The organism is Desulfovirgula thermocuniculi DSM 16036, from assembly GCF_000429345.1.
GTDB lineage: Bacteria > Bacillota > Desulfotomaculia > Desulfotomaculales > Desulfovirgulaceae > Desulfovirgula > Desulfovirgula thermocuniculi.
The window spans coordinates 36,608-50,986 of sequence record NZ_AUBR01000008.1 but is presented as its reverse complement, the minus strand read 5'-3'; the positions used below and the strand labels follow the sequence as shown (position 1 = coordinate 50,986).

23 protein-coding genes, 1 other RNA gene and 1 pseudogene are annotated in these 14,379 nt (G+C 63.2%); 3 read left to right on the top strand and 22 right to left on the bottom strand.

The features are described 5' to 3' along the window. Positions 1–61: 61 nt before the first annotated feature. The 15 genes from G454_RS17575 to G454_RS0103400 all read right to left on the bottom strand — a co-directional run bounded on the left by G454_RS17575 (position 62) and on the right by G454_RS0103400 (position 9,488). Positions 62–505: a (deoxy)nucleoside triphosphate pyrophosphohydrolase gene (locus G454_RS17575; RefSeq protein ID WP_051275825.1), complete on the bottom strand. Its 444-nt coding sequence runs from the start codon at positions 503–505 to the stop codon at positions 62–64. 73 nt (positions 506–578) lie between these two features. Continuing rightward, positions 579–1,436: a thermonuclease family protein gene (locus G454_RS17570; protein WP_051275823.1), complete on the bottom strand. Its 858-nt coding sequence runs from the start codon at positions 1,434–1,436 to the stop codon at positions 579–581. A 213-nt stretch (positions 1,437–1,649) separates the two neighbouring features. After that, positions 1,650–2,990: a hypothetical protein gene (locus G454_RS0103450; protein WP_027717472.1), complete on the bottom strand. Its 1,341-nt coding sequence runs from the start codon at positions 2,988–2,990 to the stop codon at positions 1,650–1,652. A 772-nt stretch (positions 2,991–3,762) separates the two neighbouring features. After that, positions 3,763–3,951 carry a YvrJ family protein gene (locus G454_RS0103445; RefSeq protein ID WP_027717471.1) on the bottom strand — a complete coding sequence of 63 codons (189 nt, stop codon included), beginning with the start codon at positions 3,949–3,951 and terminating at the stop codon, positions 3,763–3,765. A gap of 80 nt (positions 3,952–4,031) precedes the next feature. After that, entirely contained in the window at positions 4,032–4,268 is a 237-nt protein-coding gene (locus G454_RS0103440; RefSeq protein ID WP_027717470.1) for a DUF2922 domain-containing protein, read from the bottom strand. Between the two features lie 62 nt (positions 4,269–4,330). After that, positions 4,331–4,555 (bottom strand): DUF1659 domain-containing protein, encoded by a 225-nt coding sequence (locus G454_RS0103435; protein WP_027717469.1) that lies wholly within the window; start codon positions 4,553–4,555, stop codon positions 4,331–4,333. 446 nt (positions 4,556–5,001) lie between these two features. Continuing rightward, positions 5,002–5,358 (bottom strand): SWIM zinc finger family protein, encoded by a 357-nt coding sequence (locus G454_RS21760; protein ID WP_027717468.1) that lies wholly within the window; start codon positions 5,356–5,358, stop codon positions 5,002–5,004. Between the two features lie 672 nt (positions 5,359–6,030). Beyond that, positions 6,031–6,252 (bottom strand): hypothetical protein, encoded by a 222-nt coding sequence (locus tag G454_RS21320; RefSeq protein WP_156896647.1) that lies wholly within the window; start codon positions 6,250–6,252, stop codon positions 6,031–6,033. Then, positions 6,240–6,566 (bottom strand): hypothetical protein, encoded by a 327-nt coding sequence (locus tag G454_RS17560; RefSeq protein WP_035106741.1) that lies wholly within the window; start codon positions 6,564–6,566, stop codon positions 6,240–6,242. Before G454_RS17560 ends, G454_RS21320 begins: the two co-directional genes overlap by 13 nt. Then, positions 6,563–6,913, bottom strand: coding sequence for a RusA family crossover junction endodeoxyribonuclease (locus tag G454_RS0103420; RefSeq protein WP_027717467.1), 351 nt, complete (start codon positions 6,911–6,913; stop codon positions 6,563–6,565). The genes G454_RS17560 and G454_RS0103420 overlap by 4 nt, the downstream gene beginning before the upstream one ends. Continuing rightward, complete coding sequence (locus G454_RS21315) at positions 6,855–7,313, bottom strand: hypothetical protein (protein WP_156896646.1); 459 nt, start codon at positions 7,311–7,313, stop codon at positions 6,855–6,857. Before G454_RS21315 ends, G454_RS0103420 begins: the two co-directional genes overlap by 59 nt. 15 nt (positions 7,314–7,328) lie before the next feature. Continuing rightward, positions 7,329–8,219: a DnaD domain protein gene (locus G454_RS20245; RefSeq protein ID WP_051275819.1), complete on the bottom strand. Its 891-nt coding sequence runs from the start codon at positions 8,217–8,219 to the stop codon at positions 7,329–7,331. 15 nt (positions 8,220–8,234) lie between these two features. Further along, positions 8,235–8,909: a hypothetical protein gene (locus G454_RS20240; protein WP_156896645.1), complete on the bottom strand. Its 675-nt coding sequence runs from the start codon at positions 8,907–8,909 to the stop codon at positions 8,235–8,237. Continuing rightward, positions 8,893–9,144, bottom strand: coding sequence for a hypothetical protein (locus G454_RS0103405; RefSeq protein WP_027717465.1), 252 nt, complete (start codon positions 9,142–9,144; stop codon positions 8,893–8,895). The genes G454_RS20240 and G454_RS0103405 overlap by 17 nt, the downstream gene beginning before the upstream one ends. Continuing rightward, positions 9,141–9,488, bottom strand: coding sequence for a hypothetical protein (locus G454_RS0103400; RefSeq protein WP_035106737.1), 348 nt, complete (start codon positions 9,486–9,488; stop codon positions 9,141–9,143). Before G454_RS0103400 ends, G454_RS0103405 begins: the two co-directional genes overlap by 4 nt. A gap of 220 nt (positions 9,489–9,708) precedes the next feature. Between G454_RS0103400 and G454_RS17545 the strand changes: the two genes are divergently transcribed. Further along, a complete protein-coding gene (locus tag G454_RS17545; RefSeq protein ID WP_211229928.1) occupies positions 9,709–10,032 on the top strand; it encodes a hypothetical protein in 324 nt (107 codons plus the stop codon). Positions 10,033–10,216: 184 nt separating this feature from the next. On the opposite strand, the gene G454_RS0103390 is transcribed toward G454_RS17545, so the two are convergent. Genes G454_RS0103390 through G454_RS17540 form a run of 5 tightly spaced genes read right to left on the bottom strand, consistent with a single transcriptional unit; the run spans position 10,217 to position 11,718 of the window. After that, positions 10,217–10,954 carry a recombinase RecT gene (locus G454_RS0103390; RefSeq protein WP_027717463.1) on the bottom strand — a complete coding sequence of 246 codons (738 nt, stop codon included), beginning with the start codon at positions 10,952–10,954 and terminating at the stop codon, positions 10,217–10,219. Between the two features lie 5 nt (positions 10,955–10,959). After that, the gene (locus tag G454_RS21755) at positions 10,960–11,133 is read right to left on the bottom strand and encodes a hypothetical protein (protein WP_169719301.1); all 174 of its coding nucleotides are present in this window, start codon (positions 11,131–11,133) and stop codon (positions 10,960–10,962) included. A gap of 4 nt (positions 11,134–11,137) precedes the next feature. Further along, positions 11,138–11,293, bottom strand: a complete 156-nt coding sequence (locus tag G454_RS21310; protein ID WP_156896644.1) for a hypothetical protein — start codon at positions 11,291–11,293, stop codon at positions 11,138–11,140. Then, positions 11,262–11,474: a hypothetical protein gene (locus G454_RS21305; RefSeq protein WP_156896643.1), complete on the bottom strand. Its 213-nt coding sequence runs from the start codon at positions 11,472–11,474 to the stop codon at positions 11,262–11,264. Before G454_RS21305 ends, G454_RS21310 begins: the two co-directional genes overlap by 32 nt. Continuing rightward, on the bottom strand, positions 11,422–11,718 hold the full coding sequence (locus G454_RS17540) for a helix-turn-helix domain-containing protein (protein WP_051275817.1): 297 nt from the start codon (positions 11,716–11,718) through the stop codon (positions 11,422–11,424). The genes G454_RS21305 and G454_RS17540 overlap by 53 nt, the downstream gene beginning before the upstream one ends. Before the next feature lie 202 nt (positions 11,719–11,920). On the opposite strand from G454_RS17540, the gene G454_RS0103370 reads away from it, so the two are divergent. Further along, positions 11,921–12,502: a LexA family protein gene (locus G454_RS0103370; protein WP_027717462.1), complete on the top strand. Its 582-nt coding sequence runs from the start codon at positions 11,921–11,923 to the stop codon at positions 12,500–12,502. Positions 12,503–12,522: 20 nt separating this feature from the next. After that, a pseudogene (locus G454_RS22285) lies at positions 12,523–13,530 on the top strand (recombinase family protein); the annotation flags it as partial. A gap of 48 nt (positions 13,531–13,578) precedes the next feature. Here the strand turns inward: G454_RS22285 and G454_RS22280 are convergent. Further along, on the bottom strand, positions 13,579–13,836 hold the full coding sequence (locus tag G454_RS22280) for a hypothetical protein (protein WP_245574301.1): 258 nt from the start codon (positions 13,834–13,836) through the stop codon (positions 13,579–13,581). A gap of 191 nt (positions 13,837–14,027) precedes the next feature. Next, positions 14,028–14,379: a transfer-messenger RNA gene (gene ssrA, locus G454_RS20780) on the bottom strand.

Here is a 14,379-nt window from a genome sequence, read left to right as displayed (position 1 = left end):
CAGCGCATATCGAAAAGGAACAATTCGGGTCGATTTCCGGAACCCCCGATGGGTATGCTACCTACTTCTGCCGGCCGCCTTCCATCCTGCTTCCGCCGGAACCACACACCAGCTTCTTCTGAAGAAGCCTCCTTTTTACCTCCTCCGCAATCGGCACATCAGCTGGAGCAAAATCAATTCCGTCCAGCTCAGACGGCAGCACCCACCTAATCTGCCTGTGCTCAGCCGGCCTCAAACTGCCGCCCAGCCACTCCGCAAAATACCCCGTCAGCCTTACGGAAATGTGTTCATACTCAAATTCAGATGCACATATGCAGTCTCCCACCGAAATGTCAATAGAAAACTCCTCCCGCATCTCCCGCACCAGGCATTCTTCTGGAGTTTCACCAGCTTCTACTTTCCCGCCGGGAAACTCCCACTTGAGGGGAAGCTTATCGTCCTCCCTCCTCTGCGCAATCAGGACCCTGCCGTTCTTGACGATCACAGCTGCCGCTACTTCCACCATCCTCACGAACCGCCCTTTCACATAAAGAAGCTGTCCAGGTACCCAACCTCTGCACCACATCCGCCGGGGGCGTTCAGGGCCTGCATACCCTGCAGGCTTCATACCCAGCCCCCAATGCTTCTTCCCGCGTCGCAAAGTAGACCCGGTTGCCGGGGGCGATTTTGGCCGCCCACTCGCAGTCCGGGCGGTGGAACTTCTTCGAGTTCATGTTGCCGACGTAGTGAATATTGCTGCCCCCCTGGCCCGCCTTCCCCTGGTTCCCCTGGGCCGGCAGGCCCCACAGGCCCCTGCCCTGCTCCCTGGCCTCCCGCTGGAGCTTCGCGAAGAGATCCGCGTACTTCACGTTGGGCGGCACGGTCAGCACCTGGGCGTAGCCCTCGAGGAGCAGCCGGGCGTTGAACATCTTCGCCCGCACTTCGGCCTCCGAGCCGTCCCGGGGCTCCGCCAGCCACACGTAGGCCAGAAGCCGCCCGTACTGGTCCCGCTCCTGGACGTCCAGCTCAAGCCACACCGTGCGCCCATTGATGCTTTTGGCGGTGAAGGACGCGGCTTCGCGGCCGTACGGCTCCTCGCCGACGGTCGGGTGGTGCGTCTCCGGCGTGTCCACACCGATGAAGCGGACCCTTTCGGTGCGCCCATCGCCGAGGCGCACGACCACGGTATCGCCGTCCACGGCCTCAACAACGGTGGCAGGGATGAGGGAGGGCGCACCCTGGTGGGAGGGCTGGGTCTTTCCTTGGGGCTCTTGGATCTGCTGGGAGGGCCGAGGCTCTCCCTGTGGTTCCTGGGCCTGCTGGGAGGCGGCAGGTAGACTGGGTGCTGCAGGTGCGGAGCTGCCGAGTGTACCGCCGCAGCCGGCCGTTAAAAGGGCGAGGACCAGAAGGAGGACGGCAGGCATACCGCGCAACCTCTGTTCCTTTAAAAATGCCACTTTTACACCACCTTTTCAGGAAAACGCCTCTACCCCTGCCTAGAGCCCAGTACATAAGCTCAGAAAACACCCCGGTTTCAGTTGCCTAACTCAGCAGTTTCAGCTCCACATCCCCTAAAATCCGAGAGCGCAGTTATCAGGATTATACCCCTTAAGTTCAGCAGAGCCGGTGCTGGAGGGAACTGAATCGCCAGAATTGCCCCCTCTTTGGGCTCATTTTTCTGCCCAACCTACCCCCCACATGTTAGATGCCACCTCTCTGACCGCGCTGTAGAATCCCGGATTCCTGACAACGTTTACTGCTTTTAAGTAGCCCTTCAGCCCCTCCTTAACGGTGATGGCCGCCGGATCCGCATCGTACGGCACCACCATAACGCTGAGCGGATCGATATAAACCACATGCCGGAAGTCATCCCCCATTGCGCCCCTATACTTTTCATCGGCGGTATCGAAATCGTAGCAACTCCTCTCCGAACCCGCGCGGGCGCGGCACAGCACAAAGGCATCCGGTCGGGGCATATTGGGTATCACTATAAGATCGCCCGGGGCAATCTCTGTGAGCGGCTTAAGAATGCTGTACCGCTTCGCCGCTTCCTCCTCAGTGATAGTTTCGCCCCAGACCCGCTGTGCCGAGGAAATGTAGTTGCCCACCCACTGGTAAAGCGGCTGCCGGAGATCAGTTCCCGATATTCCCCAGCCCTGACGCACCGCTCCTTCTCTAATGCTGGCCCAGAGAGCGTCAAAAACAGGGTCCTGCTCCCTGTACTGCCTGATGACGTAACACATAACTGCTTCGGGAACCAGTCTTGTTACCACGCCCGCGCCCACTGCCGCACTTTGGCTCACCGTATCCTGGACCGCCAGCAGAATCGAGGCAACATCTATTCCGTTGCCTTCGAGGAAGCCTGCGGCGGGCGGCCCGAGATAGTCCACTATGCCCCGGCAGAATGTGTGCTCAGACTGGTACAGGTGCCAGTCCCGGTACCCAGGCCCCGTGTAGGTGAAGATCCGTGAGACGAACTCACCGAGCAGAGGTTTACTTACGGGGTGCTTCACTCCTCCCTCCAACCAGGTCCGGCAGATGTGGCGGTAGCTCGCGGCGACAGCCAGCGCCTCCTCCTGGTCACGCTCGTAGGCGCTCCCGAAGAGGTGCCGGCAGATATCTGCAAAGAAGTGAAAAACTTCGTGCACATAAGTTTTGGCTACGGCTACCGTGGCCAGGGCGCAAAGGTCTGCTCTCCTTATCCGCCACCCGCTGTGCAACAGAGAAAGGATGTGGTGCCAGAACAAGCTACCGATGCGCTCCCAGTAGAGGGTGATGATACCCGGGCTCTTCATTCGGCGGTAAGTACCAAGAACTTCCTCACCCTCTGCGGCTACTGCCTCCGGATGCGGCTCCATCCGAGTGATGGCCGCCACAGCATGCTCAGGCAGGTATATCGGCGCTCCTTCAGGAATGCCGAAAGGCTCATCTGTACTTTCAATCCTTTCCCCGACGCCGTACTCCACCATCTTCAGTATTCTGGAAGAAACGAGGCTCAGAAGGTCATGCACGGATATTCCCCCTCCTCCAACACCGCAGGCCCGCAGTCGGCCGCCTTCTGAATGAGCGGCACCTCTAAACCTCAAGCAGGGCAGACGAATAGAACGATTTTGTCCGGCGGCAGGCACTCCACTGCACCGGTGCGACTCCAGAGGCTGGCAGAACCGCTTAAGGGGCTGCCCGCGCGGGTAGACTTCTTCCACCCCTAAGACCACGCCGGTGCCGCCGAATTCTCCTGCCGGGCGGGCTACCCCGCCCTTGAAGACGCCAGAGGGTTTTCCGAAGAAAATGAGCGGCAGGGTGCAGTCCATGAACCTGAGCGCGGTTACGATCCATGCATCCTGCGGACCGCCTCCCAGAGTCAGCTTTCCAGAGGGTGTGCAACATCGCTGCGGCTGTCAACAGTAAAGCCGCAGAGAGGCAAACCTTTCTCATCATCCCGTACTCCCACCCGCCAGGCTGCAGGCCCTCGGGGGACCAATCCGGCATTTCCCGGATCATTTTTCTACACTCTTCCACCATTTCCTTCTAATAAATCAAAATAATGTCCGTTAATGACCACATGCAGATTTTGCGGGCAACAAAAATCCCGGGAGGTCCGGGCTCCCGGGAATGCTGGTTTCAGAAGCTCAAAAGTTGATGGCGGCACGCCGGCGGGCCGGCCGGGCACTGCACGCACACCGCAAGGCCGACGCAAGCCGGGTGCGGCACGCCCGCCCGCTTGGCCGCCGCAGGTGGGCACCGCGCGCCCGCCTGCCGCGGAGCCTCCTCAGCCGGCCGGCGCTACCGCTCACCTTCCACGATCCTCTTCATGTCCTCCACGTCCAGGTTCGACTGCCTGGCCACCACCAGGGTGAGCAGGGTGATGGACTTCTGCAGCTCCTTGATCAGCGGCTCCAACCGCACCAGCAGGTACCCGGCCACCACCATCGGGAAGCCGTAGTTGGCGGCCAGCCTGAAGAGATCCTCCACCGCCGTCACCTCCCAAATTCTTGTGAAAAAATGGCGGGTGGGGGAGAAAACCCGCCCACCCGCCCGGCGCGGGGGTAAGCTTAAGACGACACTTCGAAGAGCACGTTGGTCGTGCGGTCGACGATGCTGGCATCCACCTTGCCCACCAGGCCCCCACCGTTGGTCACGAAGACGTTTTTGGCAATGATCAGGTCCATCACTCCCTGCACGTCGGCCGCGGTCAGGTTGTTGCGCGGGTTGTCCAGGCTTAAAGTGACGATGCTGCCGGCCTCGTTCCTGAAGCGCATGCGCAGGGTTTGGGTGGTTGTTACAGCCATCCCCTTCACACCTCCTCTACCCGAAAATTACCTGCTCCGGCGCACTACGGCTGCTTACTAACTTAGGCTTGGATCAGGCGGTCGTTCTTGATGTGGTGGATGGCGCTTAAAGCGTACTCCTGCAGGCCGGCCAGGGCCTGGGCCACGTCGAAGAGGTCCTGGTCCTGGGCATCGGTGCGCAGGTTCGTGAGGTTCCTGTTGCGGTAGACGGGGTTGCCCTCGCTGTCCACGCCGGTCTGGAGCACCAGGCGCAGGACGGCGCCGGACGGCACGCGGACCACAGCCATGCTTTCCACCTCCTGGAAGGTTTTTACCGGGCGGAGCCGGACCGGGACGGCCCCGCCCAAAAAGCAAAAAGACCGGGCAGCATTCCCGGTCGGGCAGAGTATAGCACTTTTCTCTACCCGCAGGCAAGCCCCATCCCACACTTTTCCCGGCGACGGCAATCCACCGCCCCTGCGCCCTAGCGTGGCCCCCACACCGGGCGCCGGCCGCAGGCACCCCCAGGGGCGGCGGCTGCCGCCACAGCCGGCGTCGCGGAGCGAAGCGGAGCGTCGCCGGCCCCGCCGCGGCCACCCGGGCAGGGCGCGGCCGCTCCGCCGCCTTTTGCCGGTAAAACGGCCGCGCTCTGCCCGGGCCCTCCGGGTGAGGCGGCACGCAGCCGCCCTGCCGCCAAGCCGCGGCGGCCGCCGCCCCACCGCGTGCGGCGGCCCGAGACGCAAAAAAAGCCGGGCTAGCGCCCGGCCCCGGCACGGCGGCGCGGCTGCTGGCGGCGGGCCTCCCCGCCCCCGCGGGCCGCCGCACGCTCAACGCGCTCCGCCACAACGAACATGGCCACCATGAGCACGTGCTTGCATGCTCTCCCACCGCCACGCTCGTAATCCGGGCACGTGCAGCGGTGGACCAGCTGATCATCCGCCACAAAAAGCTCCACTGCGTAGGGGGTCTTTGCCTCCACATGCCCCACCACCGCGCGCAGGTAGCCCTTCCGGCGGGACACAACCCGCACCGCATACTGGCGGGCAAGCAGCCCCTGCACCGCACGGCCAAAGCGCACCTCGTCCGCACCCGCGAAAAGCTCACGCAGCATGAAAAAACACCTCCACAAACGTTTTTTACCGGGCCTGCTGCCGCGCCCGGCAGTGCGGGCATACCGGCGCGTGGGCCGGAGCCCAAGGCCGCCCGGCCCGCCGCGCCCCGAGGCGGTGTGCCGGTTTGCGGCGGGCCCTGCACGGTGAGGCCAGCCGAGGTTGGCGCGGCGAGGCCCGGGCGCCGCGAGGAATAGCGGAGCGGGGCGGCCGGGTGGTGCGCAGGCAAACGTTGGGCAGGGAGTTTTGCGGCTTCCACATCGGCGCCCGCGCCCGGCGGGGGGCAGGAGCCCCACGAGCATATGCCGCAGCGGCTTGGCCTTGGGCGGAGGTCCCGAGGACGTCCACCGCACAGGCCGCGAGCTTTGGTGGGCTTTTCTTCAGGGCAAGGTGCTGCGGCGCAAGCGGCACACCGACGAGAGCGCCGGTAAAATGGTGTTGAGCGGGCGGCGAGGGCTTTTTTGGGGTCCAGGGGGGCACTGCGCCCCCCTGGCGGGGGTGCGGGGGCGGAGCCCCCGGGACGCTCGGCGCTGCGCCTGCGGCCGGAGCGGTGCACTGCGGGAAGGAGGCGGGCGCAGGCGGTTTACCGCCCCGCGGTATGGGGGCGGGCGGGGAAATGGAAAGGCCGGGCAGAACACCCGGCCCATTGCGCTTCTTGAAGGTTTTCTCCGGCCCTACCGGCCCACCACCTCCTCCCACCTGCCGCTACCGCACCCGCGGCCTGACGGTGCGAACAGTCGTACGCCCACGACCTCCCCGCCTCTGCAGGTGTAGCAGAGGGACGTATATACCTTCCCGCACTTCAGGCACCTCCACCGGCGCCTGCCCCCGTTCAGGCAGGCCACTTCCAGCGGGCACCCGCACCCCGGGCACTCCAGTCTCACTAAAACTTCCACTCCCTCACCACCCGGCCGGGCGGCTCCTCACCGCCGTCCTCTTCAATGACGATCAGCTCTTCTTCGCCGCCCTGCCCGCCCCGTGGGGGCTTTCCTCTTCCTTTTTTGAGGTAATCAAAGATGGTCGCCTGGGCGGGGGTAATGACCACCATTACTGCTTCGTTTGGTTTAAATTGGCGCAGCTCCAAAAGGTTTTCGTCGGTCAGCTCGATGTCGGAGAGCACCAGCGTTATGGACTGGTCCCAGTCCTCCGCGCGCACGCGGTTGGTGATCAGGATCTTCTGCACTCTGGCTGTAAAATCGGCCTTCCTCAAAATGATAACCTCCTCACGGTTATTTCGGCCCTCTCCTCCGACCTGGGGGCGGCGCGCTTTTCCGCCTTTATGCGCACCACCTGGCCGTCGTCCCGCCAGGCCACGCCGTTTAGGGCGTCGGCGATCGACTTTACATAGTTGTCCAGGTCGCCGCCGGGGCCGGCCAGGTACACCTTCACCGAGAGGGCCACCGGCCCCTCGTACGGCGCACGGAAGGCTTTCCTGGCCAGCGCGGCCACCTTTGCCTCGTAGTCCCGGCACCGCCTGGGGATGTAGACGGCGCCGTTTTTACCGACCCGCGGCCGCGCCTTTGGCACCGGCCTGCCGGGCACGGTCAGCGTGGGCACCGACGATCCCCTCCTCCGCGAGCCTCGCCAAAACCTTCTTTGCCGCATCGTGCTTTGCGCCCACCCTCCTGGCGGCGGCATAGAGACTCGCCCCGCCCTCTATGAGCTTTACCAGCCGGTACAGCCGGCGCGGGCCCCAGCTCCTGAACCTGCGGTTTGCCGCCAGCCAGGCACAAAGGCGCTCCAGCAGCTCCCCGTCCGCCCGCCGGGCCGCTTCCCGGGCCGCCGGCGCCCTGCCCGCCGCTCCTTGGCGCGGCTCCTCCGGCTCACGGGCCAGCCCTTCCTTTGCCCACAGCTCCGCCAGGCGGTCTTCGAGCACTTCGCCCGTAAGCACGTCCACCTTTATGATGGGCCTTCCCCCCGCCGCGGCGGCCGCGGCGCGGTGTGCGTTCTCCCCCATACATCCCTCCCCTTTCTAGCTGAGGTAGAGGCTCCTCAAAAGCTTTCTCTTTTCCTCCTCGTCCTGGCCCCAGTCGGAGGCGCCACGCGCGCGCCCCTGCCGGCGCCCGGACTCAGCTCGTGCGGCCCGCTCCGGGGCGGTCACGCCGGCCTGGCGCCTAAGGATTCCCCCCACGTAGGCCAGGGTGCGCTTGTCCTGGAGTACCGCCCGGGCCAGAGCCTCGCGCACCATTTCCGGACCGTACCCCGCCAGCCAGTTATCCAGCTGGTTAGTCTCAATTGGCGAGAGGGCCCGGCCGAACTCGGCTTCAAAGAGTTTTTGGATTTGCTCCCTGCCGTCATTGACCACTACACCTACACCAAGATCAATATTCTTATCATTATTCTTGGGCGCTCCGGAAGCCGCGCCGTTTCTGGGCTCAGGGCCTTTCCCGGGTACTCTGAGAGAACTAGTCTGGTACTCTGAGAGTACTGGGCCTGGTACATTTTCCGTACTAGAGGAGGCGGGAAGCCGCGCCGCGCCTGGCTTTCCCTCCGGTACACTTTCTGTACTGGCGGCTGGCCCAGCTGGTACACTTTCTGTACCAGCGGCACACTGGTACCTGTCCCAGTTTACGACCCGGGCCCTGATGCCCTTAAAGGCGGCCGCCTCCAGGCTGAGATAGCCGTGCTCCTCCAGGTAGCGCAGCGCCCGGGAGATGGTGCTCCTGCTCATTTTGGTGCCGGGCCGGCCGAGCTCCCGCTGGATCTCGCTGTAGGATAGATACAGCTCCCCGGGCGCAAGCCCGTCCGCGGGGAAAGGGCTGGCCTTCAGCAGGCAGTATATCCACAGCTTGAAGGCCAGATCCGGCATTTTGAAGTGGCCGTTGTCGGCAAGCTGGCGCCACAGCTTGATCCAGCCCGGCATGCCCCTCCTCCTTTTCTACCCGGGCAGCGGCGAGCCCGCGCAGGCGGGCCAGATCCTGAGCTGCCCGTCTTTTGACAGTGTCTCAAACCACCTGACGAACTGGGCGAAGCGCTCTGCCTTCCAGATGGGCAGCGCGGAGTCCACCGAATCTGCACCCGCGTCATGGGCGCGCCGCAGCTTGCGGAAGGTGCCTGCCCGGCCGTAGTGGAACCTTTTCCCGTGGCGGTGGGCAAGAGCCGCCCAGTGGGGAGCCGTGGCTTTGAAGGCGTCGGTGCCGCCCATAAAGATGCCGGCAAAGAGGTGGATTACCGGTTCAACGTCGGACAGGCCCATTCCATCCTGCACAGCCAGAAACCAGGGCCAGCTTTCCGGCAACCTCTCCAGCCATTTAATTGAGAACTCAAGGCTCCCAAGGCCTCCGGCAACCACGTCCGGGGCTACCGCCAGGTATGGTGTGCCCGCCCGGTATGCCCGTTCAAGCCGGCGCAGGAAACGGTCCCCGTCGAAGGCCCGCCCGGCCAGCCAGTCCCGGAAAGCCCCGTTGTCGAACCCCCACCTCTCGCCAGTGTATGGTTGCGGGGTTTTGGTGACGAACATGCGGCCCCACCCCAGCTTCTGCAGTGCCGCCAGGTGCCGCCTGTCGCCGGTTTCCCCCACGAGCACGTGCATGCCCTCACCAACGCAGGACAAAAGCCACCAGGTGGCCGGTCAGGTAGATCACGGCCAGGGCCAGGACGAGGTAAGCCGCCGCCAGCTCCGCCGGGCCGTCCGGAGCCTCCAGCCACTCCTCCGCCCAAGTGGCCGGCTTGTCCACCGCCTTAAGGCGCCCGCGGGCCCAGGTAGCCAGCCTCCCTGCCGCCCCGGCGCCCCACCCGGCGGGACCAGATCCGCCCCCCGGGTGGCCGCGCTGTGCACCCGCCCTCATTCCGCCACCAGCCTCAGCTGCCGCCCGAACCTGTCCCCGGCGATCTTCTCTAAGGCCCGGGCCCGGCGGAAGATGGCCGCTGCCCGGGGCTTTAAGTGCCGCGTGGCAACTTCTAAGTCCTCTTCGTCCTGGATGAGGAAGTAGCCCCCGCTGTGCGGCTCCGTGCAGCTCCCTACGGGCACCCCGCGGTTGACCACCAGGCTGTAGATGATCTCCCGCACTTCCCGCTCGCTCATACCGGCCAGCTCGGCCAGCTTACGCTTGTGGATGGCCCTTTTGTGGCCGGCAGGAAGGCACTCCAGCACGACCCGCTCGCGCTCGCTCAGTCCTGCCCAGTCCGCCAATTTAATACCTCCTCCCAAACGAGTAAATCTGTCGTGTTCTGGGGCTTGAAAAAGACCTCCAGATCGTTCCTGGAGGGTGAGGGCTCAGTTAATTAATAAAGCCCCGTACAACTGCAGAAACTTATATGTTTTTGGCTCAAAAAACTGAAGATAAACGTCTTTGGTGGGCGGACAGCCAATTAAAAGATTTAAAATACTTTCAAAAGGAGGTTTTTTATCTATGGCATACGTAAAAATTTTAAATGAAGTCAGGCAACACGATGACCAGGACTGGTGCCTCTGCTTCCAGGAATGCACCTACCACTACAGCCCCACCTGTTCAGAGGAAGGGTACAGGTTCATCTGGCGCCGCCCCGACGGCTCACTGCAGCCGGCCAGGGGCCAGGCAAGAATTCCTTCCGTAATCTGCATTTTTGAGCTTTTATGCAAGGCCTACAGGGAAGGCTGGCTTTCCAAGAAGTCGCTGGAAGAGGGCATAAGCATGCTCAATGATGTACTAAATAAAACGTGCTCAAGCATTGGAACACGCCCCTCAAGTGAATAGAAGCCACCCGCTTTCACCGGCAGAAGGCCCGGAACCGCACGCACCGGCTGGCTGAGGCGTCGGGCCGGCAGGCCGCCCGCTCCGGGGTCGGGGAAATCCTCCGCCAGGAGCGGGCGCCTCCTGTGCCCGCGGGGTGAAAACCTGCACCCCACCCGACCTCAGCCTGCCACTCCTGTCTTCCAGCCTAAAGGAGCCGCTTCCTGGCAGCCCCCGGAGCACCGCCGGCGCCGCCCGGCAGGGCCACACCCTCCCCGCCCTTCCTGCGCCCCTCCCCTGCGCCCTCCTCCCTGACTGCACTGGCCTCCGGCACATCCGCCGCAGTGCCCCCGAGGAGGTCAATTTCTCCCCGGCAGGCCTGCCGCAGGCCGGCAAGTTCCCCCTGGCCGGAATCCTCATCGATGCCCATCTCCTCCACCGGGGTAAGGGCCACGTCGAAGGCCCTCCGCAGGGCGAACACCTCCGCCGTCTTGGTCAGCATGGCCCTGGGGTGGGTCTTCCAGGCCCCCCTGGGCTCCTGGGCGTACTCGTTCATGTACACTCGGTAGCGGAAAGGGCGGCTCATGTCCTTCCTGTACACGGCGCACTCCGCCCACTCGCCAAGCTCATCTTTGCCCAGCGTCACCTCAATGCCGTCCAGGAGCCCGGTGGAGTGCGCGATGTGCAGCAGGCCGTCCCTGGTGATGTAGGCATCGTACCTTTTAGTCCACTGCCCGGTTACTTCATCTTTAGCGTTTTTGGCAATGAGGACCACATGCCGCAGAAGCGGGTCGAGGCCGTACTTCTGGCATATGGCCAGGGCCAGCGCCACGTCGTCATCGGGGATGCCGGCGTAGATCTTGCGGCGCGCCAGCTCCCCGGCGCTCGCCGTAACCCGGGCCGGGGCGGGCACCGCCCCTAAGTCCTGCAGCCTGTCCAGAGCCACTTCCCTCACCTCCTTTTGCAGTACGGCGTCTTCGCGACCTCGTTTTTGGGCCGCCACTGGACGCCGAGGGCGGTGCGGTGAACGTCCCATTCCGCGCCGCACCGGCGGCAGTACGCTACGGCGCGGCTGAGGGTGCGGCCGAATTCCCTCGGCAGTGCAAAGTCGTGGGTGTACTTCACGGTGTCACCTCCCCCTAGTGCCCGCCGCGGCGGTTTCCGCCGCACGGTCAGCCGCCAGGTGCTCTTTTAAGAGCCGGTAGCACCACCCGCAGAGCACGATGTTCAGCAGGTAGTAAAACTCGCCCGGCTCAAGGTAAATCCTGCAGTTGGCGCAGGTCATGCTCCTTCCCCCTCCTTTTTGCTGTTGACCACTCCCTGGTGACCGCCGGGGCCAGTATCCTGGCCGTCCGGCTAATGAACTCGTCCGCCTCCTCACGGCATATGCCCACCACCTCCCGCCGGATCGTCTCAAGCCCCTCCCTCGTGCGCCGCGCCGTCACCCGCACCAGCACCACCTGCACCGCACCCGACCTCCCCCTGCCGCCCCGCCTGCTCGGTATTTTCGTAACTCGCGGCCAAAAAAATTTCGTCCATAGAGAGGCCCAGGGCCCTGCAGATCCTGGCCACGGTCTCCGTGGTCCCGGTGGCCAGGCCCCGCTCGATGTCGCTTATGTACTGCGTGCTGAGCCCCGTCGCCGAGGCCAGCTCGCGCTGGGTCATCCCGAGCCTCTGCCTGGCCTCCCTCACGCGGCCGCCGAACTCCACTCCCCAGCCACCTCCGCTGACGATTTATGCTTACATTGTACAATTATACCGAGCAGGGCGCAAATACGAAATCTTCGTATTGTGTCCGCTTTTCTCGTAAACAAACGTTCGTTCGCCGCAGATCTCCCCCGCACGCCGTTTTGGCCGCGGGCGCCCCCTGCGGTATACTATCCGTAACAAGCGGAACGGGGGGAGCACCACGATGACCATCGGGGAAAACATCAGGAAGCTGCGCGAGGAGAGGGGCTTGAACCAGCGCGAGCTGGCCAGGCTGGCCGGGGTGTCCCACTCGTACGTCTCCGACGTGGAAAGGGGCGACGTCACCCCCAGCTTAAAGTTCCTGGAGAAAGTGGCGGCGGCCCTCGGCGTGAGCGTGTCCAGCCTCATCAGCAGGCGCAGTGCCCAGTGGGAGGTCATCGAGGTGCCCGTCGTCGGCTCCGTGCCGGCGGGCGGCCCGGTCATTGAAGAGGAGAACCTCCTGGGCCACATGCCGCTGCCCAAGGAGTTCGTCAAAGGGAGGTGCTTTGCGCTCAAGGTCAGCGGCGACAGCATGCAGGACGTGGGCATAGAAGACGGGGACTACGTCCTGGTGGAGATGACGCACGAGGCCAAAAACGGCCAGACCGTGGTGGCCAGGATAAGAAACGAGGTGACCATCAAGCGGTTCTACCGCATCGACGGCCAGGTGCGCTTAGAACCTGCCAACCCCAAATACCGCGCCCTCACACCCAGCGAGCTGGAGATCATCGGCGTCGTCAGGAAGGTCATCAAGGACGTACGCTAGGGTGAGGGGGGTTGCAAGCGGTGAGAGCCGTCATCTACGCCCGCTACTCCAGCGACAACCAGCGGGAGGAATCCATCACGGCCCAGGTGCGGGCCTGCGAGGAGTACGCCCGGCGGCGGGGCTACACGGTGGTGAAGGTTTACACCGACGAGGCCCGCTCGGCCACCACCGACGACCGGCCGGGGTTCTTGAAGATGGTCGAGGAGATCAAGAGCGGCCTTGTGCAGGCGGATGTGCTCTTGGTGCATAAGCTGGACCGCTTCGCCCGCAACCGCTACGACAGCGCGTTCTACAAGCGCGAGCTGCGCCGGGCCGGCGTGCGCGTGGAGTCGGTGCTGGAGCACCTGGACGACAGCCCGGAGTCCATTTTAATGGAGTCGATCATAGAGGGCATGGCGGAATATTACAGCCGCAACCTGGCCCGGGAAGTGATGAAGGGGATGAGGGAAACGGCACTGCAGGGAAAGCACACGGGAGGGAGGCCGCCGCTGGGTTACGACGTGAACAGCGAGGGCAGGTATGTAATCAACGAGGTGGAGGCCCGGGCAGTAAGGCTCATTTTCGAAATGTACAGCCAGGGGCACAGCTACGGTGAAATTATAGATTACCTGAACTCCCGCGGGTATAGGACAAAAAGCGGACGGCCGTTCGGCAAAAACAGCCTCTACGAAATCCTCCGGAACAAGAAGTACACCGGCACCTACATCTTCAACCGCAGTGCGGCCAAAAGGGACGGTCGCAGGAACAACCACCTCAGCAAGTCCCGGGACGAAATCATCGAAATTCCCGGCGCCATACCCGCAATTATAGACCATGAAACGTTTGCCCGGGTGCAGGAGCGCATGGACGAAAACCGCACCGGCCCGGGGCGCTTCAAGGCAAAGGTAGTCTACCTGCTCTCGGGCCTTATCTGGTGCGGGGAATGCGGCCACCGCATGAACGGCGATTCCTCCGCCTACCTGACCAAGAAGAGCAGGCAGCACAGGAAAAGGTATTACTACGCCTGCAACTACGGGAACAGGACCGGGCAGTGCTCCAACGAGAAAGTCAGCAAGGAGCTCTTGGAAGCCTTTGTTTTAGCCCAGCTGGAAGTGCAGATCTTTAACGAAGAGGTCATACCGCGCCTGGCAGAAAAAATCGTCCACTACCACCGCCTGCAGCAGGAAGATTATGCTGGGGAACTGCGGCACCTGGAAAGAGAACTGGCAGACGCACAGAGAAAAATCGATAATCTGGTAGAGGCGCTGGCCGCCGGCGGGGTTACCGTACACCCCGTCTTGGAAAAGATTAAAGCCCTTGAGGCAAAAAAGGCCCTTCTGGAAGGACAATTCCATGAACTGCGGATCAAAGCAGAAGCAAACACTGTCACTTTAGAAGCGGTCACAAAATACCTGAAGGAAAACATGCGCCTTCTTAAAAACAAAAACCTGGACGCCTGCAAGAGGCTGGTCCAGGAATTCGTAGAAAAAGTAATCGTGACCAGGGAAAAAATTGAAGTGGTCTTTAAAATAACTGTGGATTTGAATGGTGGAGGCGGGGGGATTCGAACCCACCGTCCGAGAGAACAGCCACAGGAGCTTCTCCGAGCGCAGGCTGTGCTTTAGCTTTCGCCCCTTTGGCGGCCACAGCCAGCCTCCGCGGGGGCTAGCCCGGTTGCCGTCCCGCTGCCGGCCGGGCACCGGCCAGCGGCCAGCCCGTTAAGTCGACACCCTGTCCAGCGCCACGGGCCCGGCGCCGGCAGGATGTGGCCGCTTAATTAAGCAGCCAGAGCGTATTCTTCGTTGGCAGTTATTTTTTTCCCCACCGTTTTACGGGCAGATGGGAACCCCGGCTCGCTACTCCTGCCACCGCTTCCCCCGTCGAAACCTTTCGCCCCC